The sequence below is a fragment of the Pseudomonas sp. HLT2-19-2 genome (genome assembly GCF_054898005.1).
In genome coordinates this window covers 84,959-110,824 of the sequence record NZ_CM142712.1, presented here as the reverse complement: position 1 = coordinate 110,824, position 25,866 = coordinate 84,959, and the positions used below count along the sequence as shown (strand labels likewise).

Sequence of the window (25,866 nt, the reverse complement as noted above, 5' to 3'; positions counted from 1 at the left end):
CCCGTCTGCCGCAGAGTAGAGCACCTGCGGCGCTTTGGGCGCTGTTCCAACGAGAACAGCACGGACATAACAACAAAAAACCGTCAAAGGGGCTTCACTAACATGCGTAAACCAGACCTCGCCGCAGCAATTGCTGAAAAAGCAGACCTCACCAAAGAGCAGGCCAACCGCGTTCTCAACGCCGTTCTCGAAGAAATCACCGGCGCTCTGCACCGCAAGGACAGCGTCACGCTGGTGGGCTTCGGTACCTTCCTGCAACGCCACCGCGGTGCCCGCACCGGCAAAAACCCGCAAACCGGTGAGCCCGTTAAGATCAAGGCCAGCAACACCGTTGCCTTCAAGCCAGGCAAATCGTTGAAAGACAGCGTTAATCCGTAACACGCACCGACACCCCGCATGGCGGGTGAGCGGGATAAAAAATGGGCACGCCAACGAGGTTGGGTGCCCATTTTTTTATGGGGCGAGGGTAATGCCGATCAGTCAAGCCAAGACGCGATCCCTGTAGCAGTTGGCGAAGCCTGCGTTCGGCTGCGTAGCAGTCGTAAAATCAGAAAATGCGGTGCGTCCGGCTCACCGTGCACTCAGGGTTTACGACTGCTACGCAGCCGAACGCAGGCTTCGCCAGCTGCTACAGGATGTGTTGCTACTGAACTACTTAGCGGATCAGATAACTCGACTTTGTTGCTTGGCGAAAATCGCCGCCATCTCCGGTTCATCCAAATGATCCAGCGCACGCTCCACCAACAAATGCACCCCGTCGGCCATGCGGCCGAGCGCCAAGGCTACGGAGCGGCGTGAGCCGTCCACATCGTCGGCGAGGGCGGCGGCGATGGCGCTGATGGACAGTAGATCTTCCGAGGCGTTGGCGAGCAGGGTTTCAGTGTTGATGTCGGGGCAGACGCTGAAGAGTTGGCCGTTGAATTTCGGCGGCTTCGGTTCGGCTGGCGGGAAGTGATGGTCGAGGGCGCGTTCGGCGGCTTCGTTGAGTTTGTTTGAATCGAGGCTTTCGTAGGGGGAGATCGGGTCGGTGTCCGGCGGGTTTGGAGTTACCTTGAACATGATCTTCAATTCCATAAGTGATGCTGACAACACTTCGCCGACTAAACGAAGGGGTGGCAGCTGTACGCAGGTTAGTCGGACCGGGGAATTGAAGAAGCCGGCGCACCCGAAGGTGCCCTACGCACAGCCACCATCAAATGCAGGATAGGAAATGCCTGCTTGACGGGCGCTCGTGCTACTTCAATTCCAGCGGGCGACTAAACCCGATCACTGAGGTTCAGTGACACGAATCAAGGTACCGACCAGCCCCAAGGCGCACAAGCCGGCGGATTCTGGCGTAGCTGTAGGTAACGGCGCAAGGTGTTGTAGCTCTCAGGAAGTAACCCGGAGGGTTTTTAAACAAACGCTGGCGCGGTGTTTAATTGCCGAAAAAATCGGCATTCCGTACCAACTTCCATTTGCGGGCACATCGTCGTGCCGAGAGAGGGATGACAGGGATTCCCCTGTCGCCATAGCCTCACTAAATAATCGAATCAATATCCAAATGGAATGGCGCACCCACCGCGTGTCCGCCCGTAATTGCCGCAATGGCCGCGTCATGATCTACGGCCGCTGGCGGAATCATCGCGAGCTGTTCCTGAACGATGTTTTCCGGATGGGCTTTCCAGCGCAGCAGATTTTCCTGTACCCACTCGGGCTGGTCGGCGTAGCTGCCATATACGTCGGCCTCGGTGACTTGCTGGCCGTGCAGGGCCAGCAGGCGATCCCGGGTCATCTGAATCTTTTCCTTTTCCTCGCTGAGAGCCTCCGTCTTTTGCGCGTCTTGATGGTAATTGGCGTGTGCGCTGGGGTTCTTTGCGATGTTCCGTTTGATGTTGTCCAGTTGATCGCTGATGCGTTTCAAGCCGTCGTTGATCCAGTTGAACTCCCTCAGGGTCACCAGTGATCTCTTGCGCTCTTGCGCCTCCTGCCAGCGGCGCAGGCTGGCCCAGCAGCCGGGGATGTAGCTGCCGACCATCGAGTGATCGGAGGCCTCCGTCATCTGCCGCAGGAGTGAGCCACGTTTGGGCAGGCCGTTGATCTGATGCAACGCCTCTGCACAGCCGTGATCGTTGATCGTGCTGCAACCCGGCTCCCACAGAATCGAGGACTTGTGCTCTTTGCCAAATACCACTGGCATGAAGTGGCGCAGCTTGCCGTGGTGCCCGTAGGGCTCGCCCCCGAAGTTGATCATGTTCACAGCCAGGTATGCCAAGCCAATGGCGGGGTTCAGCACAATTATCGCTCCATGCTTGTAATACATCGGCACGGACGGCGTATTCATCCACGTAGCGGGCACGCTCGGAACGGGATCGTTGTGTTTGACGATCCGGTGATGATTCAGGGGCTGGGCGCTTTCGATGAAGGTTGCGTCGCCGGCACGGGGGGCACCGTAGGTGTAGAGCACGATATCCAGTTCATAGCGTTGATTACGCCGCAGCATTTCGGACAGTATCAGTGCCACCGCCCCGCCCAAGCTGTGCCCGGTAATCAGCAGTTTTTGTCCGCTGTAGAATTTTTCCAGATAGCTCACGACAAACGGGTAAGCCACCATGGCGGCTCCGTAGAAGCCGTTGTGAACCTTGCCTTCCCCTTCTTCAAAAGGAACCTGCTGGGCATGCGCATCACGCAGGCCGTCGGCCCACAGTTCGTTGGTTCCGCGCACGCTAACCAATATCAACTCGTCGTGGTGGGTGATGAAGGCTTGGGTGTCCGTGCTGTTTTCCTTGTTGCGATCATCGAGAAAGTGCAGTTTGGCCGGGTGTTCCTGTTCATCACCCAATTCTGGATTGTTGACCTCGGGGTAAAGCAACGGGTCGAACGGCGCCACTTCGAGCCGTTTCGAGTAAGGCACCTCTTCATACAGCGGGTAGTACTTCGTCGTCTGTGTGGCATCGACTTTCCACAGTTCATCAAACTGCGGCAGCGCATGGCCGAACCAGTTACCGCTGGTTGGCTGCAAGGGGAAGCTCACACTGTCTGTTTTGACCGGTTGTGTGTTCGGTTCCTGACCAAAATCGGTGTAACTCAGGGTTGCCATCAACGCCAATTGATAGAGGTTAAGTGCGCAAAATTCGTTGCCGGTCGACAACAAAGGGCGTAGAGCCCTCATGGGGCGCACCTCCATCACATGATGTTTGTTTGGCAGTAGGGCGATGCCCTTTGGTTTGGGTGGTGGCGGGAAAAACCCAAGCTCGACCGTCGCCATGTCCATCTGACTGAAGACCGCGCTGAGCCCCCCATCCGGGGCGCTTTTATCGACAATCGTGAAAGCTCTGGTTTTGGGAGTGGAGCGCAGCAGTTTGTGCACCACCATGTTCGGTGGATCGCGACGGAAAGCCAGTGGCGGTAAGTGCGCTACATGTTTTACCAGTTCACTGACTTCAACCTGGTAATAGTCAGTGGGGGCAGCGAGGTCTTTTGCGGGATTGACTTGGGTTCGTACGCCTGACTTGTTGAAAAAACGGGTTTTTTCGGCGCGTACTTGAAGTTCGGTGATGGGGAGTGGGTAGTGCGGTCTTCCCCGCAAAAATGTGTATGTTTTCTCACTTCCTTGATAGAGATTATTCAGTCTGAGTACCACTGGGCCGCAAAAGTGGTTGTCCAACTTCGCGGAACCGGTCGCATCAAGCTTTCCAGTGTAGATGGTGTCTTCATAATCAGTAACTTCATAGGTCAAACCGGCATACGGCTTGCCATCGCCAAACTCGTCCACCAACTGAAAACTCGTTGAATGGCCACGCAATGGGCAGGCGTGAATGTTGCCCTTCATGAATGGCACGTCACTAGCGGCTAAAGGTTCAATGCTCATGGAGTTTCGTCCTTGTTTTCCGTACAGCCTGGGTAAATGGTACAGATCCGTTCATCCACCATCTTGAATGTGCTGAAATCTTTATGATTGCCGTAACAAAAGGCGTATTGGTCTTCAAAATTGTCGCCCATACAGCGTTTCCATCCGCCAGGTACTTTGCTCCAGGTATCACCTATTGCTGGTTTTTCCTCCTCGGCCAACTTGATTTTCAGTCTTACTGTTTTCCCCGGTAACTGAGTCAGCGTGTACGCCGTGAACGGACGACGTTTGGCGACATTTCCCTGTGCATCCATTTTTTTGCAGGTGAGCAGCTTTATCAGATAACGCTTGGGGCCGACTGTGCGAAAAGCCCACTGGCATTCGCCGAAGAATTCACCTGTGCCGTCATCGCTGAACGTGCCCATGTGTCGCTCCAACAACTCTGGACGCACAGCAAATGAGGCGAAGTCATAGCTGCTGTCACTTCGTTCCGGGCCAAAAACGCCTATGACCTTGAGCTCCACAAGGTTCAACGCCATCGGGCAGTCGCTCACGGTCCTGTACAGCTCAATTTCGGCAGTGGCCTCGTATTCCATATTGGGTTTATTGAAACTGACCTGGAAATTTCGCCCTCCGGGCAAGCTGCATGTTTCCCCTTTGGCGGGGAGGTAGATGACTTTCAGCTCGTACTTGAAGTTGGGCGGGAAGTCGGGGACGAAGGTAAAAGTATTTGGCTTACCGACAGCAGAGCAACCCAGGGTCAGGGCGAGGCAACTGTTGAGTGTCAGGCTTTGAACGATTGGTTTGATGTGCGGGACATATCCCCGCGAATACAGCGCTTTCTGATGCGTCATGGCGTTACGTCCTTGTTTTCCGTACAGCCTGCGTAAATGGGGGAAGTGTGGCGACCGGCCGGCATGCGGAAGGTGCTGGTGTATCCGCCGCAGCCGATAGCAAGTTTTTCTCCGCATACACAATCAAACTCACTTCACTTCTGCGCTTACCTTTGATTATCCGGGGAATTTTCCACACAAAGCGTTCCCTTTGTAGCTATGAACTAAAGGTCCTAGAAACATAAGAGGGCCGCACGCATAAAAATCAGAGTTGAATTTTTGGTCCTTGTACATTTTGCATACAGGCAGCATTAATGGGATTGGTAAAATTAGAGCCCATAACGTAATCCCACACCACTCACGGGTTGTTTTGTCTCCGCTGCGTGTATAAGGATCAGGTGTTTTTAGGGTGTAACCAATGCAACCAGTTAAAGAGGTCGTAATCAAAATTACGATCATTCTGTTTGCTACTAATTTAATTTTTTTCATATTGTCGTTTTGAAAGTTTGCATTGATTGGGTGATTTCGTACGTTTTTAAGGTACTGACGACGCGCTTTATAAGTGTGCATCTCCCTCCCAATACAGCACTTGCTGAGACACCCGCTCAAAATGCGCTGCCGAGTCCTCGTCCGGCTTCGGTTGCCAGGTCTTGGGCGGCAGGTAACCCGGCGCCTTCAAGCACTGAGTCAGCAAAAAATGCACCTGCTCCGGTTGCTGCCAACTCCACAAACGAGCCAATTGAATCAATCCCCACAACCAGTCATCCACATCCCGCTCTCCAGCGAGGCAAGCCAGAGCTTCGGTGTGCTTACGGATCAGGTAGCGGCGCGTGTTATCGAACTGCACGTTCGCGTAGACAATCTCCGGCGTCGGGGTTTTCAGCCACGCCGGTTCGAGCGGCAGCGGGTGTTCGCCGGGGTCAGGGTTGTCTGTGACCGTCCATTGCTCGGCGTGCCAATAACAGACGCTGGCGATCGGCCCCAGATAATCGGCGTACTGCTCCGGTTGCAGATAGGCCAGGGCTCGTCCCAGTACGCGGTTATCTTGGAAGCGATACAGCGCCAGATTCGGGCGCTCGCCGACTACCAGCCGGTCGCGCCAGTGAGTGACCAAAGCATCAAGGTCCGTGAGGGCGGCGCTGGCCAGCCAGCCCCAATGACGCTCGGGCGTGGCGAGCAGCGACTGGATGACCGGATGGTTGACGGTACTCACCTGAAAAAGAACTGGGCCTACTTGCGCCATTGAGTTAGCCGCCGTCCCCACATACAGATTGCGGTACTGATCGGCGCCCAGTTCCTTGGTTAACGCGTTGCGCTCGTCGAGCTGACTGTCAGTATCGAGCATCAGGTAGAGCTCCCGTCCAGACCGGGATTGTTCGAGCAGCCATTGTTCAAGGGTATTCATGCGACTTCTCCAATGCTGCATTGGCCAGCGAAACAGGCCTCGCAAAGCGGGCAGTAGTCCGCCGCCTGCTGTCGGGCGCTGGCGACGATGGACATTGGGTTGGCGATGACGGCATCGGCAGTGCGAGCCGGAGCTTGTAGCGCCTGTAGCGGCTGAATACCCGCCAGTGGCGCACCGCCCTCGACGATGGGCACGCTGCTGAAGATCCCGCCGGCGTTGATGACGATGTGGTGACCACCCGCCGTGAGCGTCAGGCTCATGCCTGCATCGATCACCACGTTGCTGGCGGTGACGTGCGCCTGTTGACCGGCGTGAATAACCAGCGAACCGGCGGACGTTGTGCTGCTGTTGCCGCTGATCGTGATCAACTCATCACCGCCGATCACCGTGCTGCGCATGCCTTGGGTGGTGTGCAACTCCTTGCCTTTGATCAGGCTGGTGCTGTGGTTGTCCACCTGCTCGAAGCGGTCGTTGTTGATCAGACTGTGGCTGTCGTTGAGGATCAATTGCTCGATGTCGCGTTGTGCGCGCAGGTAGATTTTTTCCCGCCCGGCGCGGTCTTCAATCGACAATTCGTTGTAGCCGCCATTGCGCGGTGAGCTTTGGCTGCGTAGCACTGTTCTGGTTTTGTTCTCGGGCAGTTGATGAGCGACGGACGTGACCTTGTTGACCACGCAACCGGTGATCAACGGTTGATCCGGATCGCCCTCCTGAAACGTCACGACCACTTCCATCCCGACGCGCGGGATCGTCACTGCACCAAATCCCTCGCCCGCCCAACTGGAGGCAACCCGTAGCCAGCAGCTGCTTTTTTCGCTGTTGAGTTCTGCTCGATCCCAAGGCAGCTCGACGCGAACCCTGCCGTACGCGTCGCAAAAAATCTCCTCTCCGGGCGGCCCTGTAACACGGGCGGTCTGGCAGACCAGCACAGGCTTTCGGGGGCGCAGAGGAGGGCGGTAGAGCACGTCCGACGGAATGGCGCTGAAACTGTTGCGGTAGCCTTGAGTGAAACCGTCCGCGGGTTTGGCGTCGCTGACGAGTGCTTCTTCCAGGGATTGCGGTTCTTTCCCTTCGTGATGAAGGCTCACCAGCAACCACATGCCGTTGCAGGTTGTGCGCGGGTGTTCGGTCAGGTCGAACAAGTAACCGCTGCGCAGCGTCGGCTGATCGCTTGCTCCCTCGACCAACTGATAGTCGCTACGGTGTCGCTCCAGTGCTTGGCGGACCAGCTGTTTGCCATGTTTTTCAGTCTTCATCAGCAGCGGATAGCGATAGTCTTCAAGCGCTGGGGTGAACTCGGCCGTGAAGCGACTTTCCAGCAACAGGCTAGGGCGTTTCAGATCATAGTCGCGGCGTGTGACTGTGCTGGTGCGAGTGCTGAAACTCATGGCGAACCGGTTGACGACCGGATGCTCGGCGACCATGCCGGTGTCTTGCCGATAGGGGGTTGCGCCTAGCGTCGGGAAAAAGACCTGGTCGTCGGTGAACACCAGCAAATGACTTTCAGGCGAATGCTGGTGATGCCATGCAATACCGTCTTCGGCGCACAGGCGCTGGACGAATTCAAAGTCATTTTCCCCATATTGAGTGCAGAACTCGCGCTCGACGCTGGTGCTGACATGAAAGGTGAACACATCCGTCTGGATGCCGTGCCTTTGGAGAACCTGAGTGATGATTTGCGGCACCGTCAGATTCTGGAAAATCCGATGATCGTGGCTGAATTGCAAGTAGTGCAGCGCAGGCACCAGGGTCAAGTGATAACGGGTCAGGCGTATTCCAGATTCACTCACGACCACGTTTTCTATACGGCCATGAATACCTTCGCCGTTAAGCCCGAATTGGAGAAATGCGGGTTGGCTAAGCAGGCTCTCCAAATCGAAATCCGGGTACTCGCTGACTAGGTCGACGTGAATTGCGTACAAGGCGCTGATGGTTTCAGCTCCTTCGAAGGCCAGCACTTTAAAAACGTTGCGAACCGTTGGGATCACAAGCGTGAAGAGGGCAGCATTGGCCGGTGCGAACATGCGCTTATCCTTTTGCTTTGTTAGCTCGTCCTTAAGCTGAGAGAGAAAAATCGCGACGCCTGAACCATGCTCGGCTTGAGCAAGTCGACAAAATGCCGTGCACGCTAACAAGGCATCCAAAGGGTTGATGTAGGAGGGATCCGGAAGTGCGGTAAGAAATTTCCGCGATACTGAAAGTTCCATTTTGGAACTTTGGATTTAATGCAAAGTGCCATCACGATGATGGCACTTTTCTTATTGGCTGTTGTCACTCGTCGATTTATTCATCGATATCGGTAACATTTCGGAATGCTCCTACATTTATCTTTTTTTATTTTTGGCATGCTTCACGCCTGCCTCAGGGAGCGAACCGGCGATGCATATGGCTGAGATTATCCTGGGTCAAAAGGAAGGCTCTATCTCAATGGTTTCAGGTCGGCTGTCCAGAAAACGAGATATTAAACGGATCTCAGGGATTCCCTTGCTACATATAGGGCGATCTCCTATAGGAAATAAGCACGCTTCGTCTTATTGTTTAAAGGGATGCTTGCTAGTGGCCATCATTGTGATTACGATGCGCGCACTTGAAAGAGCACGAACTCAATTGGATGAGACTCATCGCAGCTCTTTGATTCTGTCTCGCGTCGTTGGAATTCCAATAGGCGTATGACTGTAATCCTAATTAAAGGCCATGGATGTCCTACTCAAGCAAACTTTCCGCTCATTACCTTGAACTCGCAAAAGCCTCTGTTTCCAAGGAGAATTTCGCGGGCGAGGATGTTCGCTTTTCGAGCGAATATGAGGCGCTGGAAAGCGAGCTGGGCAAAGCCCAGTCCATGCACGAAAGCGGTCAGATCGACTGGCTGAAAATCCGCGAAAACAGTGAAAACCTGCTGCGCACCCAGTCCAAGGATTTGCGAGTCGGTGCCTGGCTGACCTGGGCTCTGTACCAGCGCGAGTCCTTCCAGGGGCTGCTGGCCGGCCTTGGACTTCTGCACCACCTGTGCGAGAACCACTGGGCCGAAATTCATCCCCACAAGGCCCGCACCCGCTCCGCTGCCATCAGTTGGTTGGTGCCGCGTCTTGAGCAGGTGCTGAACGAAAACATCGCGATCAAAGAGCAGCTGCCGCTGTTCCGCCGTCTGGTGGAACATCTGGAGGGCCTCGATGCTGCCTGCACCGAACACCTGGGCGACGATGCGCCGTTGCTGCTGCCGATCTCCCGCCGCCTGAAAAACATGGTCCAGCGTGCCGCTGACAACCAGCCGGAGCCCGGTGTGGTAGGGGCCGCCGTGGCCCAGGTCAAGCAGGCCGCCACGCAGCTGTTCACTCCCGGCGCGCCGATCGACAACGAGAAAGAAGCCCACAAAGCCCTCCGCGCCCAGCAAGAAAGCGCCCGTCCGCTGTGTGCCTGGTGGCTCAAGCAGAAAGCCACCGACCTGCGCGCCCTGCGCCTCAATCGCACACTGTTGTGGCTGCCCATCGACGCGGTGCCCGAGCGCAATGCCGAGCAAATCACCGTTCTGCGTGGTTTGCCTGCCGACAAGCTCAAGGCCTACCAGGACCGTTACGACCAGGCCAAATACGCTGACCTGCTGGTGGAACTGGAGGCGAGCCTGGCGAAGGCGCCATTCTGGTTCGATGGCCAGCGCATGGTCTGGGAATGCCTTCAGGGGCTCAACGCCGAGATGGCTATGCGCGAAGTGGAAATCCACTTCGCGCTTTTGATTCAGCGCCTGCCCGGCATCGTCGAATTGCGGTTCCACGACGGCGCGCCATTTGCTGATCCCGCCACCCGCGCCTGGGTCAGTGCCCACGTCATGCCGCACCTGCAAAGCGCCAGTGCGCCGCGCAAGGTCGAAGTCGCTGACAGCCAGCCGGCCTGGGAAGTGGCCCTGGAAGAAGTCCTGCCGATCCTGCGCAAGGACGGCCTCAAGGCCGCCGTGCAGATCCTCAAGCAAGGCCTGCAAATCGCCCACGGCGGACGCGTCCGATTCTTCTGGCAGTTCGCCCTCGCGCGGCTGTGCTTCATGGCCAAGAAATACGAACTGGCCAAGACCCAGCTCGAAACCCTAGACCAAACATTACAGGACTCAGGCCTGCACGCCTGGGAGCCCGATCTTGCGCTGGAAGTGCTGCATTTACTGCATAGCTGTTGCGAGTTGTTACCGCAGAACCATGCCGTACGTGAACGCAAGGAAGAGATTTATCGCAGGCTGTGCCACCTCGATCTCGAAGTGGTACTCGAATAGGCCCCAGGGCCACAACCGCAAGGAGAAAAGCCATGGCCAAAGAAGGCTCGGTAGCCCCCAAGGAACGCATCAACGTCACTTTCAAACCTGCCACCGGTGGTGCACAGGAAGAGATTGAACTGCCGTTGAAACTACTGGCAATCGGTGACTACACCCACCGCAAGGACGAACGAAAAGTCGAAGATCGCAAGCCGATCAGCATCGACAAAATGACCTTCGACGAAGTGCTGGCCAAGCAAGAGCTGAGCCTGACGTTGAACGTGCCGAACCGCCTTCAGGAAGAGGGCAGCACTGAAGAGCTGGGCGTGCAACTGCGCGTCAACTCGATGAAGGACTTCAACCCGGCCAGCCTGGTCGAGCAAGTGCCTGAGTTGAAAAAACTGATGGAACTGCGCGACGCGCTGGTGGCCCTCAAGGGCCCGCTGGGTAACGCGCCTGCGTTCCGCAAAGCCATCGAAGGCGTTCTTGCCGACGACGAATCCCGCGGTCGCGTACTGGGTGAGCTGGGCCTGAACGCCGCAGCCCAGGACGCCTGAGTCTCCATCAGCCAAGGAAGCCAACACAATGAGCACTAGCGCAGCACAGCAAAAGAGCAAAGAGAACGGCGAATACAGCATTCTCGACAGCATCATCGCCGAGACACGCCTGACGCCGGACGACGAAGCCTACGACATCGCCAAACGTGGTGTGTCGGCCTTCATCGAAGAACTGCTCAAGCCGCAGAACAACGGTGAGCCGGTCAAGAAAGCCATGGTTGACCGCATGATCGCCGAGATCGATGCCAAGCTCAGCCGCCAGATGGACGAAATCCTGCACCACCCGGCTTTCCAGTCCCTGGAGTCGTCGTGGCGTGGTCTGCAGTTGCTGGTTGATCGCACCAATTTCCGCGAAAACATCAAGATTGAAATCCTCAACGTCTCCAAAGAAGACCTGCTGGACGATTTCGACGATTCGCCGGAAGTGATGCAGTCTGGCCTGTACAAGCACATCTACACCGCTGAATACGGCCAGTTCGGTGGTCAGCCGGTTGGCGCAATTATCGCCAACTACTTCATGTCCCCAAGCTCGCCGGACGTGAAACTGATGCAGTACGTCTCCAGCGTTGCCTGCATGTCCCACGCGCCGTTCATCGCGGCGGCCGGCCCGAAATTCTTCGGCCTGGAAAGCTTCACCGGTCTGCCGGACCTGAAGGATCTGAAAGATCACTTCGAAGGCCCGCAATTCGCCAAATGGCAGAGCTTCCGCCAGTCGGAAGACTCCCGTTACGTTGGCCTGACCGTGCCGCGTTTCCTGCTGCGTAACCCGTACGACCCGGAAGAAAACCCGGTCAAATCGTTCGTGTACAAAGAAACCGTCGCCAACAGCCACGAGCATTACCTGTGGGGCAACACCGCCTACGCGTTCGGCACCAAGCTGACCGACAGCTTCGCCAAATTCCGCTGGTGCCCGAACATCATCGGCCCGCAGAGCGGTGGCGCGGTTGAAGACCTGCCGTTGCACCACTTCGAAAGCATGGGCGAAATCGAAACCAAGATTCCTACCGAAGTCTTGGTCAGCGACCGTCGTGAATACGAACTGGCCGAGGAAGGCTTCATCTCCCTGACCATGCGCAAAGGCAGCGACAACGCGGCGTTCTTCTCCGCGAGCTCGGTGCAGAAGCCGAAATTCTTCGGCATCAGCGCTGAAGGCAAGGCAGCAGAGCTGAACTACAAGCTCGGTACGCAACTGCCGTACATGATGATCGTCAACCGCCTGGCTCACTACTTGAAAGTGCTGCAGCGCGAGCAACTCGGTTCGTGGAAAGAACGTACCGACCTCGAGCTGGAACTCAACAAGTGGATCCGCCAGTACGTGGCCGACCAGGAAAACCCAAGTGCCGAAGTTCGTGGCCGTCGTCCACTGCGCGCTGCCCAGATCATCGTCAGCGATGTTGAAGGCGAGCCTGGCTGGTACCGCGTCAGCCTGAACGTGCGCCCGCACTTCAAGTACATGGGTGCCGATTTCACCCTGTCGCTGGTTGGCAAGCTGGACAAAGAGTAAGCGGAGCGACTCATGACTGGATATGGCAGCCTTTTCGAACGCCTGGGTGGCGACGCGGACAAACGCGTCGGCTGGAGCCGCGAGGTTTCCGCCATGGCGTCGGTGGCTGCCCATCTGGCCAAGATGCTCAGCACCCGTGCGGGCAGCGTGCAAACGCTGTCCGATTACGGGCTACCCGATCTCAATGACATGCGTCTGAGCCTGCACGACTCCCTGAGTCAGGCCCGTCTGGCCATCGAAAATTTCATCGAAGCCTACGAGCCACGCCTGAGCAATGTGCGTGTCATTTCCCTGCCGCGTGACAACGATCAGCTTCGCCTGTCCTTTAGCATCGAAGGCTTGCTGGAAGTTGATGGTTTCAAGCGTCAGGTCAGTTTCGCCGCGCGCCTGGATGGCAGCGGTCAAGTCAAGGTCAACTAAGGAGATTCGTATGTCCGGCAAACCCGCAGCCCGCGTCACCGACCCCACCGCTTGCCCGCTCCCCGGCCACGGCACCAACCCGATTGCCGCCGGTTCCGGCGACGTTTTCTTCGACGGCCTCGCGGCCGCCCGCCAAGGCGATGCCTCGGCGTGTGGTGGTGCGATGTCGGGCGGGTTGGCGACGACGGTTTTGATTAACGGGAAACCGGCTGCGACGGTGGATTCCGTTGGGACGCATGGCAACAAGGTTACGGCCGGGTCCGGGACGGTGATTATCGGGAATTCGCATTCGCCGGTGCCGTTTGTGCCTCCTGTTCCAATGCCAGGTTACTTCAACGATTTTTTTGTTTTGCGGGACGATGAAGGTAACCCGATTGCAAATTATGGTTATCGAATAGAGACAGCAGACGGCGAAATCCACGAAGGCGTGACTGACGCAACGGGTCATACCAAGTGCGTTACGACAGGGAAGTCATCTCAAATGCTCAAGATTTCGTTAGTTACGCCTGGAGGTGTGGCTCATGCCTAATCAAGCGTTATTGGCCCAAGCTCCATCAACACCCTCTCATAGTAATGAAGGGCAAGTTGTAACGGTAAAGTTGGCGAAACTAGCTACTTATGAAATCAACATTCGATCTTTTCATCCAGGTAAAAATTTCGGGTTGTTTGGCGCTTTTTTTGAAGGTGACGCGAGAAGTTACTCTTTAAAGCCGAGTGGTCTGTCGGGGGTGGCAGGTACTGAAGTAACTTCGCGAATCTGGCATAAGTTTTTTATTAACTCGGCTATAAACGAAGTTCTCTTTGTTCAAACTGAGTCTAATGATTCCGGTATGGCGAATGGTGAACATGTACGTTATGACGGAGAACTAAAGCCTAGAGGGGGTGGGCCGCCATCCGCTAAAACTGAGAAAGGCGCTGTCACTACAATAGTTATTGAAGGTAACTATGCAGGGGAGAATCATGCTGTTTATGGGTCAAAAACCGCAAAAGCTCTGACTGGCAAGACTTTTGTTCCGAGTCTCGATGTCAGCTATAAGATCACGCTGACGATCGACCGCGTTTCTAAATACATTGATATTGCTACTCACATTAAAGGTGATGGTTTCCCAAACTGCGAGGCGTTCATTTCTGACGCCTTTGGCAAGGCAGTGTTTCTCGGTGTTCATGTTCGAAAAGGCGGTGCTGCTTGGTCCTTGCCCGGTGAGGGCACTTACCCAATGATTGAGTCGGCGATTCGTCTGGAGATTGACGATAGCGGTAATTTCAGCGGTAACTTAGGTAATGAACTGCGTAGAAAAAAGTTGAACAAAGACCGTTTGGACATGCGACCAATAACGGAGTGGAACGACTTTTTCTTGAAGTTGAATCCGAACGATGAACGATGGAAATACATCTATTTCGAGTCATTGCCAGATGCCCAAAACGAGCCTGCTGTAAAATGACCTATTCAAGCTATTTCAAGTGGGCAGTATGGATGCCCGCAATTTTATTGCCACTGTTATTTATTGTGGACACTCTATTGCCTCCTGTAACACCCATCGGAGGGTGGAAGCAGTTTTTTCATATGTTCATATTGGCTTTTGGCGTGGGTGCATATTTCATATTTGCATTTTGGGCATCGCGAGTCATTGATCGAAAAACCGAGCGTGAAGTCGTCCGGCTCGCGTGTTGGGCTCCGGTTATTTTTATACCCTTCTATGCCGCACCGTGGTTTTTGTACGGCGTGATTTATTTAATCAGCGGCCACTTGGCTGGTCTTAGGCTAATGGTTGAATGGTTGGCATATATACCTTATTTGTTGGTTGCGGGGTATTTCTGTTCGATTGTCACCCTAGTTATTTATCAAGTTGTCAAAAGATTTTTCCGCCAAAAACTGTAGTCAGAGATCAGCAGTAGCAGTCGGCTCACGAATTTAGCGAATTCACACGAACCCAAAATCAGGTAGCTAGAAATGTCCTTTAACCACTACTACCAAAGCGAACTCACCGCACTTCGCCAGTTAGGTCGTCGATTCGCCGAGCGTAGCCCGGCGTTGGCGCCTTTCCTCGGCCAGGCCGGGCGGGATCCGGACGTGGAGCGGTTGCTGGAAGGCTTTGCCTTCCTGACCGGGCGCCTGCGGCAGAAGCTCGACGATGAATTGCCAGAGCTCAGCCACTCGCTGATGCACCTGCTGTGGCCCAACTACATGCGGCCGCTGCCGGCGTTCAGCATTTTGCAGTTTGACCCGTTGAAGCGTTCCGGGCCTGCGTTGAGGGTCGAGCGTGATACGCCGGTTGAGAGTGTGCCGGTCGATGATGTGCGCTGCCGTTTCCGCACGTGCTACCCGACCGAGGTGTTGCCGCTGGACCTGGCCGCGCTGAATTACTCGGTGAAAGGCGACGGTTCGTTGTTGAGTCTGCGTCTGGAAATGAGCGCCGACGGTCACCTCGGCGAGCTGGAACTGAGCCGGCTGCGTCTGCACTTCGCGGGTGAGCGCTACATCAGCCAGATGCTTTACCTGAGCCTGCTGCGCAACCTGGAAGGCATCGAACTGGTCCCGCTGGACGGTGCCGGAAAACCGATTAACGGCGTGAACGGCACGCCAATGGCATTCAAGATGCCCGGCGACCGCGTGCAGCCGGTGGGTTTTGCCGAAGAAGAAGCGTTGATCCCATATCCGCTGAACACCTTCCGCGGCTATCGCTACCTCCAAGAATACTTCGCCTTCCAAGACAAATTCCTGTTCGTCGATATCAACGGTCTGGACCTGCTCAAGGCCTTACCGGAAGACACGCTCAAGCAGATGCGCGGTCTGGAATTACGCTTCGACATTCGCAAGAGCGGCATCCAGCGTCTGCGTCCGACCCTGGACAACGTGAAGCTCTACTGCACGCCGATCGTCAACCTGTTCAAACACGATGCGTTGCCGATCCGCCTCGACGGCAAACAGGACGAATACCTGCTGCTGCCGGCCGAATTCGGCCTGGAAAACTGCGGCGTGTTTTCCGTGGAAACCGTCACCGGCTGGAAGCCCGGCGGCCTTGGTTATCAAGAGTACGTGCCGTTTGAATCCTTTGAGCACGACCCGAGTTTCGACGTGCCCAACAGCCGTCCGCACTACAGCATCCGCCAGCGTTCGTCTTCGTTGCACAACGGCCTCGACACTTACTTGAGCTTCGGCATTCGCCACACCGAAGCCCACGAAACCCTGTCGATCGAGCTGATGTGCACCAACCAGAACCTGCCGCGCAAGCTCAAGCTCGGCGACATCTGCATGGCCTGTGAAGACACCCCGGAGTTCTTGAGTTTCCGCAACATCACCCCGGCCACTCCCAGTTATGCACCGCCGCTGAACCGTGACTTCCTCTGGAAGCTGATCAGCAACATGTCGCTTAACTATCTATCGCTGGCCGACGTCAATGCGTTGAAGGTGATTCTCGAAACCTACGACCTGCCGCGCTACTACGACCAACACGCGGAAAAAGTCAGTAAACGCCTCCTGGGCGGGCTCAAGTCGATCAAGCACCAACACGTCGACCGATTGCACCGAGGGTTGCCGGTACGCGGGTTGCGCACCGAGCTGACCATCGACCCGGAAGGGTATATCGGAGAGGGCGACCTGTTCGTTTTCGCTTCAGTTCTTAACGAGTTTTTCGCGCTTTACGCCAGTCTCAATTCGTACCACGAGCTGCGGGTAAAAAGCACACAGGGAGAGGTGTACCAATGGACACCACGTATGGGTCTGCAACCCCTGCTTTAAGCGGGCTGACCCGGGTAATACGCGAGTACTCGCTGTTTCAGGCCGTGTTGCTGGTGGTTGACCGGTTGCGCGAGGCGCACCCGTACCTGAGCGAAGACGATCTGTACGACCAGCTGGAATTTCAGGCCAATCCGAGCCTGGGTTTCCCCGGTAGTGATGTCGATCGCGTGGAGTTTTTCGAAGAGCACGGGCAGATGCGTGCACGTTTGCGTTTCAACCTGATCGGCCTGGTCGGTTCCGGTTCGCCGTTGCCGGCGTTCTACGGCGAACAGGCCTTGGGCGACAGCGAAGACGGCAATCCGACCCGCAACTTCCTCGACTTGTTCCACCATCGCCTGCAACGGCTGATGCTGCCGATCTGGCGCAAGTACCGTTACCGCGCGAGCTTCCAGAGCGGCGCCCTTGACCCGTTTTCTTCGCAGCTGTTTGCGTTGATCGGCCTCGGTGGCGAGGAGATCCGCAAGGCCCAGGAGCTGAACTGGAAACGCCTGCTGCCGTACCTCGGTTTGCTCAGCTTGCGGGCGCACTCGGCGGCGCTGATCGAAGCGGTGCTGCGTTACTACTTCAAACACGCCGAACTGACCATCGAGCAGTGCATCGAGCGTCGCGTCGAAATTCTCGACGAGCAACGCAATCGCTTGGGCCGCGCCAACAGCCTGCTTGGCGAAGACCTGGTGCTGGGCGAACACGTGCGCGACCGCAGCGGCAAATTCCGCATTCACATCGGTGAGCTCGACTGGCAACGCTTTCACGAGTTCCTGCCGATCGGTTTCGGCTACCAGCCGCTCTGCGCGCTGGTGCGGTTCACCCTGCGTGACCCGCTCGATTACGACATTCGCCTGGTCCTGCGCCAGGAAGAAATCCGCGAACTGCGCATCGGTGAGCAGAACGCTTGTCGCCTGGGATGGACCAGCTGGCTCGGCCGCGAAAAAGCGGACGGCGTGGTGACCCTGGGCAGCAAAATTCATTAAGGACGTGAGACCTATGATCAACGTAGACCTGCAACAACTTATCCAGGCGCTGGACGCCGAAACCCGTCGTGACCTGGAAAGTTCGGCCGAACGCTGCGTCGCCCGTGGCGGCAGCAAGATCCTCGTCGAAGACTTGTTGCTGGGCTTGCTGGAGCGCCCGCAAGGCCTGCTCGCACGCGCGCTGCAAGACGCCGACGTCGATGCCGGTGAACTGAGCGCCGCTTTGCAATCGCGGGTCGAGCACAGCGCTTCGCGTAACCCGGTGTTCGCGCCGGAACTGGTGCAGTGGCTGCAAGATGCTTTGCTGGTGGCAAACCTTGAACTGGGCCAAAGTCAGGTCGAGCAAGCCGCGTTGATCCTCGCGTTGCTGCGCAATCCGATGCGCTATGCCGGCAGCCGCTACCAGTCGTTGCTGGCCAAACTAAATATCGAGCGCCTGAAAGAATTCGCCCTGTCGCAAAAAGAGCAACCGGCGACGGGTAAAACGGCCGTGCCCGGCGAATCGCTGCTGGAGCGCTTCACCCACAACCTGACCCAACAGGCCCGCGACGGCAAACTCGACCCGGTGCTGTGCCGCGATGGCGCGATCCGCCAGATGATCGACATCCTTGCCCGTCGCCGCAAAAACAACCCGATCGTGGTCGGTGAAGCCGGCGTCGGTAAAACCGCCATCGTCGAAGGCCTGGCCTCGCGCATCGCCGCCGGTGAAGTGCCGCAAGTTTTGAAAGGCGTCGAGCTGCTGTCGCTGGACATGGGCCTGTTGCAGGCGGGCGCCAGCGTTAAAGGTGAGTTCGAGCGTCGCCTCAAAGGCGTGATCGACGAAGTCAAAGCCTCGCCGAAACCGATCATCATCTTCATCGACGAAGCCCACACGCTGATCGGCGCGGGCGGCAACGCTGGTGGCTCCGATGCAGCCAACCTGCTCAAGCCAGCCTTGGCCCGTGGCGAGTTACGCACCATCGCCGCCACCACGTGGGCGGAGTACAAGAAGTACTTCGAAAAAGACCCGGCCCTGGCCCGTCGTTTCCAACCGGTGCAACTGCACGAACCGACCGTCAGCGAAGCGGTGACCATCCTCCGTGGCCTCGCTCAGGTTTACGAGAAGAGCCACGGCATCTACTTACGCGATGACGCCGTGGTTGCGGCGGCCGAGTTGTCCGCTCGCTACCTCGCGGGCCGTCAGCTGCCGGACAAAGCCGTCGACGTGCTCGACACCGCGTGCGCCCGCGTGCGCATCAGCCTTGCCGCCGCACCGGAAAGCCTGGAGCGCCTGCGCGGTGAATTGGCCGAAGGTGGCCGTCAGCGTCAGGCTCTGCGCCGTGATGCTGAAGCAGGCTTGCTGATCGATCACGAAGCGCTGGACGCTTTAGAAGATCGCCTGGCCGTCGCTGAAGACGAAATGGTCGCGTTGGAAGCTCTCTGGACCGAACAGAAAGAACTGGCCGAGCGCCTGCTGGATCTGCGTCAGCAACTGGCCAAGGCGCGCGAAGCCGCTGCCGTCGAGCCTACCGTCACGGTTGAAGAAGACGCCGAAGGCACAGTGATCGAGACGCTGGCGGTTGATGAAGCGCAAAGCGTCGCATCCCTGGAAGCCGCGCTGAACGAAACCCACCGCGCCCTGACCGATGCCCAGCTCAAAGAGCGTCTGGTGAGCTTCGAAGTCTGCCCGCGTCTGGTGGCCGAAGTGATCAGCGCTTGGACCGGCGTGCCGCTGGCGCAACTGGCCCGCGAGCACAACGCCAAGGTCGCGAGCTTCGCCACCGACTTGCGCACGCGCATCCGTGGTCAGGAACAAGCGGTTCACGCACTGGATCGCTCGATGCGCGCTACCGCTGCCGGTCTGAACAAACCCGATGCGCCGGTGGGCGTGTTCCTGCTGGTTGGCCCGAGCGGCGTCGGCAAGACCGAAACCGCGTTGGCCCTGGCGGATTTGCTATACGGCGGTGATCGTTTCATCACCACCATCAACATGTCCGAGTTCCAGGAGAAACACACCGTCTCGCGCCTGATCGGTGCGCCGCCGGGCTACGTTGGTTACGGCGAAGGCGGCATGCTCACCGAAGCCGTGCGTCAGAAACCGTACTCGGTGGTGCTGCTCGATGAAGTCGAGAAAGCCGACCCGGACGTGCTCAACCTGTTCTACCAAATCTTCGACAAAGGTGTGGCCAACGACGGCGAAGGGCGCGAGATCGACTTCCGCAACACGCTGATCCTGATGACCTCGAACCTGGGCAGCGACCGCATCAGCGAGCTCTGCGAAAACGGCGCACGCCCATCGGCCGAAGTTCTCGAAGAAACCATTCGCCCGGTCCTCAGCAAGCACTTCAAACCGGCACTGCTGGCGCGGATGCGCGTGGTGCCTTATTTCCCGGTCGGCGGCCCGGTGCTGCGCGAACTGATCGAAATCAAACTCGATCGTTTGGGCGAGCGCCTGAATCGTCGTCAGCTGGATTTCACCTACTCGCAGGACCTCGTCGATCACTTGGCCGAACGCTGCACCCAGAGCGACAGCGGCGCGCGCCTGATCGACCATTTGCTCGACCTGCACGTGCTGCCACTGGTGGCCGACCGCTTGCTCGATGCGATGGCCACAGGCGAAAGCCTCAAGCGTGTCCACGCGACGCTCGACGGCAACGCCAGCGTGACCTGCGAGTTCGCCTGAGGTGGGTGTGATGTTCACTCAAGTGCCGCAACCGCTGGTCTATGCCGAAGCCTTGCTGGCGCAGTTCGCCAGCTTGTCGCGGGCGGCGGACGGTGCTGCGCTGCAGGGTGACTTTGTGCGCGGGTTGGCCGAGCTCAGCGGTTGTGAGCTGACTCAGTTGTACCTGTTGGACGCGACCCACACGTGCTTGGGAATGAACGCCGAGTGCCTGAACGGCATCCTGCAGCCTCGGGAAGCGGCGAGCCTGTCGGCGGATTACAACGGTGAACAACTGCTGCAATTCGCCCTGTGTCAGAACCGCGCGGTATGCCTCAGCGAACTGAGCGGCAGCCTGCACGAAACCAGTTTTCTGCCGCCTCAGGCCACGCCTTGGCAGTCGCTGTTGTGTGTGCCGCTGGTCAATCAGCAGAAGGCCGTCGAAGGCTTGCTGCTGTGTGCCAGTCGCCGGCACATCGACCTGCAAGGCTTCGCCGATTCCCTCGGTCAACTGGGCTCGTTCGTCCTTGGCCAACTGCATTTGCTGCAACGTTTGCGTCAGCCGACCGGTGATGCACGACCGGCGAAGGTCAGCGTCCCGAGTGCCAGCGGCTATGGCTTGATCGGCAAGAGTTCGGCCATGCGCCAGACCTATTCACTGATCAGCAAAGTTCTGCACAGTCCTTATACCGTGCTGCTGCGCGGCGAAACCGGCACTGGCAAGGAAGTGGTTGCGCGGGCGATACACGATTGCGGCCCGCGACGTTCTCAGGCGTTCATCGTGCAGAACTGCGCGGCGTTCCCCGAGAACCTGTTGGAAAGTGAACTGTTCGGCTACCGCAAAGGTGCGTTCACCGGCGCTGATCGTGATCGCGCCGGCCTGTTCGACGCGGCCAACGGCGGCACCTTGCTACTGGATGAAATCGGCGACATGCCGTTGTCCCTGCAAGCCAAGCTGTTGCGGGTTCTGCAGGAAGGCGAGATCCGCCCACTGGGTTCCAACGACACCCACAAGATCGACGTGCGCATCATCGCCGCGACTCACCGGGATTTATCGGTGCTGGTCAGTGAAGGCAAATTCCGCGAGGACTTGTACTACCGCCTCGCGCAATTCCCGATCGAGTTGCCGGCGCTGCGTCAGCGTGAAGGTGACATCCTCGACCTCGCCCGACACTTCGCCGACAAGGCCTGCTCGTTCTTGCAGCGCGATGTGGTGTGCTGGTCCGATGCGGCGCTGGATCACCTGTCCGGATATGCCTTCCCCGGCAACGTGCGTGAACTCAAAGGCCTGGTCGAACGCGCGGTATTGCTGTGCGAGGGCGGTGAGTTGTTGGCCGAGCATTTCTCTCTGCGCATGGAAGCCATGCCGGAAGACAGCAGCGGCCTGAACCTGCGCGAACGCCTGGAGCAGGTAGAGCGCAGTCTGTTGCTCGCTTGCCTGCGCAAAAACGACGGCAACCAGACCCTCGCGGCCCGCGAACTCGGGCTGCCACGCCGCACGCTGCTGTACCGCCTCGGGCGCCTGAATATCAATCTGGGTGACTTCGATGGCTAGGCAAAAGACCGTCGATTTCACCTCATCCGCTTCTAACAGCGCCGCCCAAACGGGTCGGCGCTTTGTACTTTGTCTACCCCTGGAGACCCTCTGATGTCTGTTCGTCACTGGCAAGCCGTCCTGCTGACCCTCGTCGTTCTATGCGGCCTCGGCGGCTGTAGCGGCAATTACAAATTCAACGACAACACCTATCGCCCATTGGGTGATCCGCAGGCGGTCAATCGCGGCAAGTGACCGCAAGGAGTATCACCATGGAACTGGTTTTCGAGATGCTGAACACCAAGCAGTTCGTGCCCACGGATTTGTGCCAGAAGACCTTCAAACAGGCCGGCGGCGTGATCGGCCGGGGCGAGGATTGCGACTGGATCATTCCGGACCGCAAGCGTCACCTGTCCAACCACCACGCGTTAATCAGCTACCGCGAAGGCACGTTTTTCCTGACCGACACCAGCAGCAACGGTATCCAGGACAGCGAAAGCGGCGCGCGCCTGCGCAAGGGCGAAGCGATGCGCATCGAGCACGGCAGCGTCTACGTGCTGGGCGACTTCGAGATCCGTGCGCGGCTGGTTCGCGACCCGGCGACCTTCGACGTTGAAGTCGGCCGTCCGCAAGCGGCAGGCAGCATCATTCCGGACGATGCGTTTCTGGACCTTGATCCGCTTAATGCCCTCGATCAGCAAGAGCGCGTGTATTCGGAAATCGACGAACTGATCTCCCCGAGCACCACCCTCGAGGACACCCGTCAGCGCGCCGACTACGCACGTATCGACATGGAAAGCCTGATGGTCCCGGAGCTGATCAACGCCCCGGCAGAGCCAGCACCGGCCCCGCCGCCAAAAGCGGTCGAGCGCCAGAGTGAAGGTTTCTGGGAGCACTTCGGCGCGGTGCTGGGCGTAGACCTCAAAGGCCTCGACCACGACGCCCGCGAAGCCCTGGCGCTGAACGCTGCACGCCTGCTCAAGCAAAGCGTCGGCGGTTTGCAGCAGAGCCTGCGCACCCGCAGCGAACTGAAAAACGAACTGCGCCTGGCCCAGACCACCGTGCAAGGCACCCACAAAAACCCGTTGAAATTCGCCGTCGATGCCGGTGAAGCGCTGGGCATTTTGTTGCAACCGAACAAGCCGGGCCAGTTGCCGGCCGAGCAAGCAATCTCCCGTGCGTTCCGCGATTTGCAGGCGCATCAGGTGGCCCTGTTGACCGCTAGCCGCGCTGCCGTTCGCGGCACGTTGGAGCACTTCTCGCCACAGCAATTGACCCTGAGATTCGAGCGCGACAACAAGCCGTTGCTCGCCACGTCCGGCAGCCGCTGGAGAGCTTACGGTCGTTATCACCAGGCCTTGCGTCAGGACGATGACTGGAGCGAGCGCCTGCTGGCCCGCGACTTTGCCCAGGCCTACGAAGAACAGATCCGCCTGATTTCCACCCTTCACACCGACCACCAAGGATGATGCGCATGTCTCGCTGCTCGACCGCTTTTTTCAAGACGCTGACTGCGCTCACCGCCCTGGTGCTACTGGCCGGCTGCTCGTCGCTGTCGCCGTATTCCCACGTCACCAAACTCAACCTGAAGCTGACCGCCAGCGATCAGCTGAACCCGGACCTCAACGGGCGTCCGTCGCCAATCGTCGTACGTCTGTTCGAGCTTAAGCACCCGGTGACGTTCGAGAACGCTGACTTCTTCAGCCTGTACGAGCGCGCCAAGGAATCCCTGGCCCCGGACCTGGTGGCCAGCGAAGAAATCGAGCTGCGCCCGGGTGAAACCGTGGAGATGAAACTCAGCGTGGAGAAGGGCAGTCGTTACGTCGGCATCCTCGCTGCCTACCGCGATCTGCCGGAAACCAAATGGCGCTACACGGTGCAAATCACTCCGGTGGAAGTCACCAACGCTGATCTGACCCTCGACCAGGCGGGTATCCGCAACAGCAACGAAACGCTCGCCAAGGCGGATGACTGATCATGAATTCCCACAAAGTCATTTGGCAGGAAGGCATGCTGCTGCGCCCGCAGCACTTCCAGCACAACGATCGCTACTACGATCACCAGATGAAGACCCGCACTCAGTTGCTGGGCAGCTACACCTGGGGCTTCCTGAACCTGGACATCGACTTGCAGTTCCTCAACATGGGCAAACTGGTGATCAGCCAGGCCTCGGGGATTCTGCCGGACGGCAGCCTGTTCGAACTCGGCGGCAACACCGAGCCGCTGGCCCTCGACGTGCCGCCGAACACCGGTAATACGCCGATCTACCTGGCACTGCCACTGGTCACCGGCAACCACATCGAGTCGCGCCGTCCAGAGCAATCCGACGTGCTGGCGCGCTATACCGCGTACGAAGCGGAAGTCGCCGACTCCAACGCCGGCGACGACTCTGCCAGCCAGGTCAGCTGCGCCCGTCCGGACTTCAAACTGTTGCTCGGCGAGCAGCAGAGCGACCAGGCCTACGTGAAACTGAAGATCTGCGAAGTGCTCGACACTACGCCCGACGGCGTGATCAGCCTCGACCCGGACTTCGTCCCGACCTTCCTTCAGGCGCATTCGTCCAGCTACCTGCTGTCGTGCCTCAAGGAAGTCATCAGCATGCTCGGCCACCGGGGCGACACCATCGCCGAGCGCATCCGTTCCAACGGCAAAGTCGGTGGCGCGGAGGTCGGCGACTTCATGATGCTGCAGCTGATCAACCGCACCGAACTGCTGCTGCGCCACTACCTCGGCCTTGAACAGGTTCACCCGGAAGAGTTGTACCGCACGCTGCTGACCATGCTCGGCGATCTGGCGACCTTCTCCAGCGACAGCAAACGCCCGCGTCTGGACAGCCGTTACCAGCACAGCGACCAGGGCGCGAGCTTCCGCAAACTGATGGAAGCGATTCGTCAGGTGCTTTCGATGGTGCTCGAGCAGCACGCCATCGAACTGGTGCTGCAAGCGCGTCAGTACGGGATCATCGTTTCGCCGTTGCACGACCACAAACTGCTGGGCTCGGCCTCGTTCGTGCTCGCCGCCAGTGCCAACTGCGACTCTGAAGAACTGCGCCAACGTTTGCCGGCGCACCTCAAGGTCGGCCCGGTGGAGCGCATCCGCCAACTGGTCAACCTGCACCTGCCTGGCATCAAGGTCAAACCGTTGCCGGTGGCCCCGAGGCAGATCGCGTTCCACTCCAACAAAACCTATTTCATTCTCGAACTCAGTTCCGAAGACCTGGCACAACTCGAGCGCTCCGGCGGCTTCGCGTTCCACGTGTCCGGCGAATTTGCCGAGCTTGAACTGAAATTCTGGGCCATCAGGAACTGACCGACATGATCAAGGACATGGAACATAACCAGGACGATAAAACCGTCCTGCTCGACCGCCAGGGCCACGGCCCGGCGCAAAGTCCGCTGACAGATTTCGCTGCACCACCGCGTTTCGAACAGCTCGAAGAACGGATGATCTACGCCGCGCGTTTGCGCCCGGCCGAAGCGTTCAACATCAGCCTCAACTCGCTGGTGGCCGCTGCCTCTGACCTGCTGTCGGAAGTGGTGCGACTCAAGCACAGCGACACCCGCGAAGACATGTACGCGCTCAACGAGCGACTGACGGCCGGGTTGAAACTGTTTGAAGTGCGTGCGCTGCACAACGGCGCCGAAAGCAGCCAGGTGATGGCCGCGCGTTACGTGCTTTGCACCGTGGTCGACGAAGCCGTCGTGACCACTCCGTGGGGCAATGAAAGCGAATGGTCGCAGATGAGTCTGCTCAGCAGCTTCCACAACGAAACCTTCGGTGGTGAGAAGTTCTTCGGCCTGCTGGATCGTCTGTCGAAAAACCCGGTCAAGCATTTGCCGATGCTGGAGCTGATGTACCTGTGCCTGTCGCTGGGCTTCGAAGGCAAGTACCGGGTGCAAGCCCGCGGCATGCTCGAACTCGAAGGCATCCGCGACGCCTTGTATCGTCAGATTCGTCAATTGCGCGGTGACGTGCCGCGCGAACTGTCGCCGCATTGGGAAGGCTTGAACGATCAGCGCCGCAGCCTGGTGCGCATCGTGCCGGCGTGGATGGTGGTGCTGTTCACCGTAGTTTGCCTGGTGGTGATGTATTCGGGCTTCGCCTGGGTATTGGGCGAGCAACGCGAAACCGTTCTGCAACCTTATCAGCAGCTAGATCCGGCCGCGGTTCAGCCGCAGTCGCAGCCGTAAACAGGGACGTGT

The 25,866-nt window shown here is 58.0% G+C and carries 22 protein-coding genes; 17 read left to right on the top strand and 5 right to left on the bottom strand.

Annotation, left to right across the window (positions count from 1 at the left end):
- Nucleotides 1-102 precede the first annotated feature (102 nt).
- A complete protein-coding gene (locus tag ACYZTU_RS00535) occupies nucleotides 103-378 on the top strand; it encodes an HU family DNA-binding protein (RefSeq protein WP_003195589.1) in 276 nt (91 codons plus the stop codon).
- A gap of 285 nt (nucleotides 379-663) precedes the next feature.
- On the opposite strand, the gene ACYZTU_RS00530 is transcribed toward ACYZTU_RS00535, so the two are convergent.
- The 5 genes from ACYZTU_RS00530 to ACYZTU_RS00510 all read right to left on the bottom strand — a co-directional run bounded on the left by ACYZTU_RS00530 (nucleotide 664) and on the right by ACYZTU_RS00510 (nucleotide 8,091).
- Nucleotides 664-1,059 carry a DUF6124 family protein gene (locus tag ACYZTU_RS00530; RefSeq protein ID WP_461967264.1) on the bottom strand — a complete coding sequence of 132 codons (396 nt, stop codon included), beginning with the start codon at nucleotides 1,057-1,059 and terminating at the stop codon, nucleotides 664-666.
- Nucleotides 1,060-1,519: 460 nt separating this feature from the next.
- Nucleotides 1,520-3,850 carry a lipase family protein gene (locus ACYZTU_RS00525; protein ID WP_461967263.1) on the bottom strand — a complete coding sequence of 777 codons (2,331 nt, stop codon included), beginning with the start codon at nucleotides 3,848-3,850 and terminating at the stop codon, nucleotides 1,520-1,522.
- Nucleotides 3,847-4,638, bottom strand: coding sequence for a hypothetical protein (locus ACYZTU_RS00520; RefSeq protein WP_461971190.1), 792 nt, complete (start codon nucleotides 4,636-4,638; stop codon nucleotides 3,847-3,849). Before ACYZTU_RS00520 ends, ACYZTU_RS00525 begins: the two co-directional genes overlap by 4 nt.
- Before the next feature lie 580 nt (nucleotides 4,639-5,218).
- Nucleotides 5,219-6,067, bottom strand: coding sequence for a DUF4123 domain-containing protein (locus ACYZTU_RS00515; protein ID WP_461967261.1), 849 nt, complete (start codon nucleotides 6,065-6,067; stop codon nucleotides 5,219-5,221).
- A complete protein-coding gene (locus ACYZTU_RS00510) occupies nucleotides 6,064-8,091 on the bottom strand; it encodes a type VI secretion system Vgr family protein (protein WP_461967259.1) in 2,028 nt (675 codons plus the stop codon). Before ACYZTU_RS00510 ends, ACYZTU_RS00515 begins: the two co-directional genes overlap by 4 nt.
- Nucleotides 8,092-8,765: 674 nt before the next feature.
- Between ACYZTU_RS00510 and tssA the strand changes: the two genes are divergently transcribed.
- From tssA to icmH, 16 genes are all read left to right on the top strand, one after another.
- Entirely contained in the window at nucleotides 8,766-10,322 is a 1,557-nt protein-coding gene (gene tssA, locus ACYZTU_RS00505; protein WP_461967257.1) for a type VI secretion system protein TssA, read from the top strand.
- Nucleotides 10,323-10,354: 32 nt separating this feature from the next.
- Nucleotides 10,355-10,858 carry a type VI secretion system contractile sheath small subunit gene (gene tssB, locus ACYZTU_RS00500; RefSeq protein WP_282376254.1) on the top strand — a complete coding sequence of 168 codons (504 nt, stop codon included), beginning with the start codon at nucleotides 10,355-10,357 and terminating at the stop codon, nucleotides 10,856-10,858.
- Nucleotides 10,859-10,886: 28 nt separating this feature from the next.
- Nucleotides 10,887-12,362 carry a type VI secretion system contractile sheath large subunit gene (gene tssC / locus ACYZTU_RS00495; protein ID WP_094469955.1) on the top strand — a complete coding sequence of 492 codons (1,476 nt, stop codon included), beginning with the start codon at nucleotides 10,887-10,889 and terminating at the stop codon, nucleotides 12,360-12,362.
- Nucleotides 12,363-12,374: 12 nt separating this feature from the next.
- Complete coding sequence (gene tssE / locus ACYZTU_RS00490; protein WP_007894554.1) at nucleotides 12,375-12,782, top strand: type VI secretion system baseplate subunit TssE; 408 nt, start codon at nucleotides 12,375-12,377, stop codon at nucleotides 12,780-12,782.
- 10 nt (nucleotides 12,783-12,792) lie between these two features.
- A complete protein-coding gene (locus ACYZTU_RS00485) occupies nucleotides 12,793-13,311 on the top strand; it encodes a PAAR domain-containing protein (protein ID WP_461967255.1) in 519 nt (172 codons plus the stop codon).
- On the top strand, nucleotides 13,304-14,224 hold the full coding sequence (locus tag ACYZTU_RS00480; RefSeq protein WP_461967253.1) for a hypothetical protein: 921 nt from the start codon (nucleotides 13,304-13,306) through the stop codon (nucleotides 14,222-14,224). The genes ACYZTU_RS00485 and ACYZTU_RS00480 overlap by 8 nt, the downstream gene beginning before the upstream one ends.
- Complete coding sequence (locus ACYZTU_RS00475) at nucleotides 14,221-14,661, top strand: hypothetical protein (protein WP_461967251.1); 441 nt, start codon at nucleotides 14,221-14,223, stop codon at nucleotides 14,659-14,661. The genes ACYZTU_RS00480 and ACYZTU_RS00475 overlap by 4 nt, the downstream gene beginning before the upstream one ends.
- Before the next feature lie 72 nt (nucleotides 14,662-14,733).
- Complete coding sequence (tssF, locus tag ACYZTU_RS00470; RefSeq protein ID WP_461967249.1) at nucleotides 14,734-16,521, top strand: type VI secretion system baseplate subunit TssF; 1,788 nt, start codon at nucleotides 14,734-14,736, stop codon at nucleotides 16,519-16,521.
- Entirely contained in the window at nucleotides 16,485-17,492 is a 1,008-nt protein-coding gene (gene tssG / locus ACYZTU_RS00465) for a type VI secretion system baseplate subunit TssG (protein ID WP_449645082.1), read from the top strand. Before tssF ends, tssG begins: the two co-directional genes overlap by 37 nt.
- 13 nt (nucleotides 17,493-17,505) lie before the next feature.
- Nucleotides 17,506-20,154 carry a type VI secretion system ATPase TssH gene (gene tssH / locus ACYZTU_RS00460; protein WP_461967247.1) on the top strand — a complete coding sequence of 883 codons (2,649 nt, stop codon included), beginning with the start codon at nucleotides 17,506-17,508 and terminating at the stop codon, nucleotides 20,152-20,154.
- Between the two features lie 10 nt (nucleotides 20,155-20,164).
- Nucleotides 20,165-21,685 (top strand): sigma-54 interaction domain-containing protein, encoded by a 1,521-nt coding sequence (locus tag ACYZTU_RS00455; protein ID WP_461967245.1) that lies wholly within the window; start codon nucleotides 20,165-20,167, stop codon nucleotides 21,683-21,685.
- Nucleotides 21,686-21,778: 93 nt separating this feature from the next.
- Nucleotides 21,779-21,919: a hypothetical protein gene (locus ACYZTU_RS00450; RefSeq protein ID WP_008030659.1), complete on the top strand. Its 141-nt coding sequence runs from the start codon at nucleotides 21,779-21,781 to the stop codon at nucleotides 21,917-21,919.
- 17 nt (nucleotides 21,920-21,936) lie between these two features.
- Nucleotides 21,937-23,133 (top strand): type VI secretion system-associated FHA domain protein TagH, encoded by a 1,197-nt coding sequence (tagH, locus tag ACYZTU_RS00445; protein ID WP_461967243.1) that lies wholly within the window; start codon nucleotides 21,937-21,939, stop codon nucleotides 23,131-23,133.
- Between the two features lie 5 nt (nucleotides 23,134-23,138).
- A complete protein-coding gene (gene tssJ / locus ACYZTU_RS00440) occupies nucleotides 23,139-23,639 on the top strand; it encodes a type VI secretion system lipoprotein TssJ (RefSeq protein WP_461967241.1) in 501 nt (166 codons plus the stop codon).
- A 2-nt stretch (nucleotides 23,640-23,641) separates the two neighbouring features.
- Nucleotides 23,642-24,973, top strand: a complete 1,332-nt coding sequence (tssK, locus tag ACYZTU_RS00435) for a type VI secretion system baseplate subunit TssK (protein WP_449645078.1) — start codon at nucleotides 23,642-23,644, stop codon at nucleotides 24,971-24,973.
- Between the two features lie 5 nt (nucleotides 24,974-24,978).
- The gene (gene icmH, locus ACYZTU_RS00430) at nucleotides 24,979-25,854 is read left to right on the top strand and encodes a type IVB secretion system protein IcmH/DotU (protein WP_461967239.1); all 876 of its coding nucleotides are present in this window, start codon (nucleotides 24,979-24,981) and stop codon (nucleotides 25,852-25,854) included.
- Nucleotides 25,855-25,866 lie beyond the last annotated feature (12 nt).

Excerpts from the sequence above, each read along its gene's own strand:
- ACYZTU_RS00480 (WP_461967253.1), top strand. The coding sequence starts at position 13,304 with ATGCCTAATCAAGCGTTATTGGCCCAAGCTCCATCAACACCCTCTCAT.
- tssK (WP_449645078.1), top strand. The coding sequence starts at position 23,642 with ATGAATTCCCACAAAGTCATTTGGCAGGAAGGCATGCTGCTGCGCCCG.
- ACYZTU_RS00485 (WP_461967255.1), top strand. The coding sequence starts at position 12,793 with ATGTCCGGCAAACCCGCAGCCCGCGTCACCGACCCCACCGCTTGCCCG.
- ACYZTU_RS00510 (WP_461967259.1), bottom strand. The coding sequence starts at position 8,091 with ATGTTCGCACCGGCCAATGCTGCCCTCTTCACGCTTGTGATCCCAACG.
- ACYZTU_RS00455 (WP_461967245.1), top strand. The coding sequence starts at position 20,165 with ATGTTCACTCAAGTGCCGCAACCGCTGGTCTATGCCGAAGCCTTGCTG.
- tagH (WP_461967243.1), top strand. The coding sequence starts at position 21,937 with ATGGAACTGGTTTTCGAGATGCTGAACACCAAGCAGTTCGTGCCCACG.
- tssA (WP_461967257.1), top strand. The coding sequence starts at position 8,766 with ATGTCCTACTCAAGCAAACTTTCCGCTCATTACCTTGAACTCGCAAAA.
- tssJ (WP_461967241.1), top strand. The coding sequence starts at position 23,139 with ATGTCTCGCTGCTCGACCGCTTTTTTCAAGACGCTGACTGCGCTCACC.
- tssB (WP_282376254.1), top strand. The coding sequence starts at position 10,355 with ATGGCCAAAGAAGGCTCGGTAGCCCCCAAGGAACGCATCAACGTCACT.
- tssE (WP_007894554.1), top strand. The coding sequence starts at position 12,375 with ATGACTGGATATGGCAGCCTTTTCGAACGCCTGGGTGGCGACGCGGAC.
- icmH (WP_461967239.1), top strand. The coding sequence starts at position 24,979 with ATGATCAAGGACATGGAACATAACCAGGACGATAAAACCGTCCTGCTC.
- ACYZTU_RS00450 (WP_008030659.1), top strand. The coding sequence starts at position 21,779 with ATGTCTGTTCGTCACTGGCAAGCCGTCCTGCTGACCCTCGTCGTTCTA.
- tssF (WP_461967249.1), top strand. The coding sequence starts at position 14,734 with ATGTCCTTTAACCACTACTACCAAAGCGAACTCACCGCACTTCGCCAG.
- ACYZTU_RS00515 (WP_461967261.1), bottom strand. The coding sequence starts at position 6,067 with ATGAATACCCTTGAACAATGGCTGCTCGAACAATCCCGGTCTGGACGG.
- tssG (WP_449645082.1), top strand. The coding sequence starts at position 16,485 with ATGGACACCACGTATGGGTCTGCAACCCCTGCTTTAAGCGGGCTGACC.
- tssH (WP_461967247.1), top strand. The coding sequence starts at position 17,506 with ATGATCAACGTAGACCTGCAACAACTTATCCAGGCGCTGGACGCCGAA.
- ACYZTU_RS00475 (WP_461967251.1), top strand. The coding sequence starts at position 14,221 with ATGACCTATTCAAGCTATTTCAAGTGGGCAGTATGGATGCCCGCAATT.
- ACYZTU_RS00525 (WP_461967263.1), bottom strand. The coding sequence starts at position 3,850 with ATGAGCATTGAACCTTTAGCCGCTAGTGACGTGCCATTCATGAAGGGC.
- ACYZTU_RS00530 (WP_461967264.1), bottom strand. The coding sequence starts at position 1,059 with ATGTTCAAGGTAACTCCAAACCCGCCGGACACCGACCCGATCTCCCCC.
- ACYZTU_RS00535 (WP_003195589.1), top strand. The coding sequence starts at position 103 with ATGCGTAAACCAGACCTCGCCGCAGCAATTGCTGAAAAAGCAGACCTC.
- tssC (WP_094469955.1), top strand. The coding sequence starts at position 10,887 with ATGAGCACTAGCGCAGCACAGCAAAAGAGCAAAGAGAACGGCGAATAC.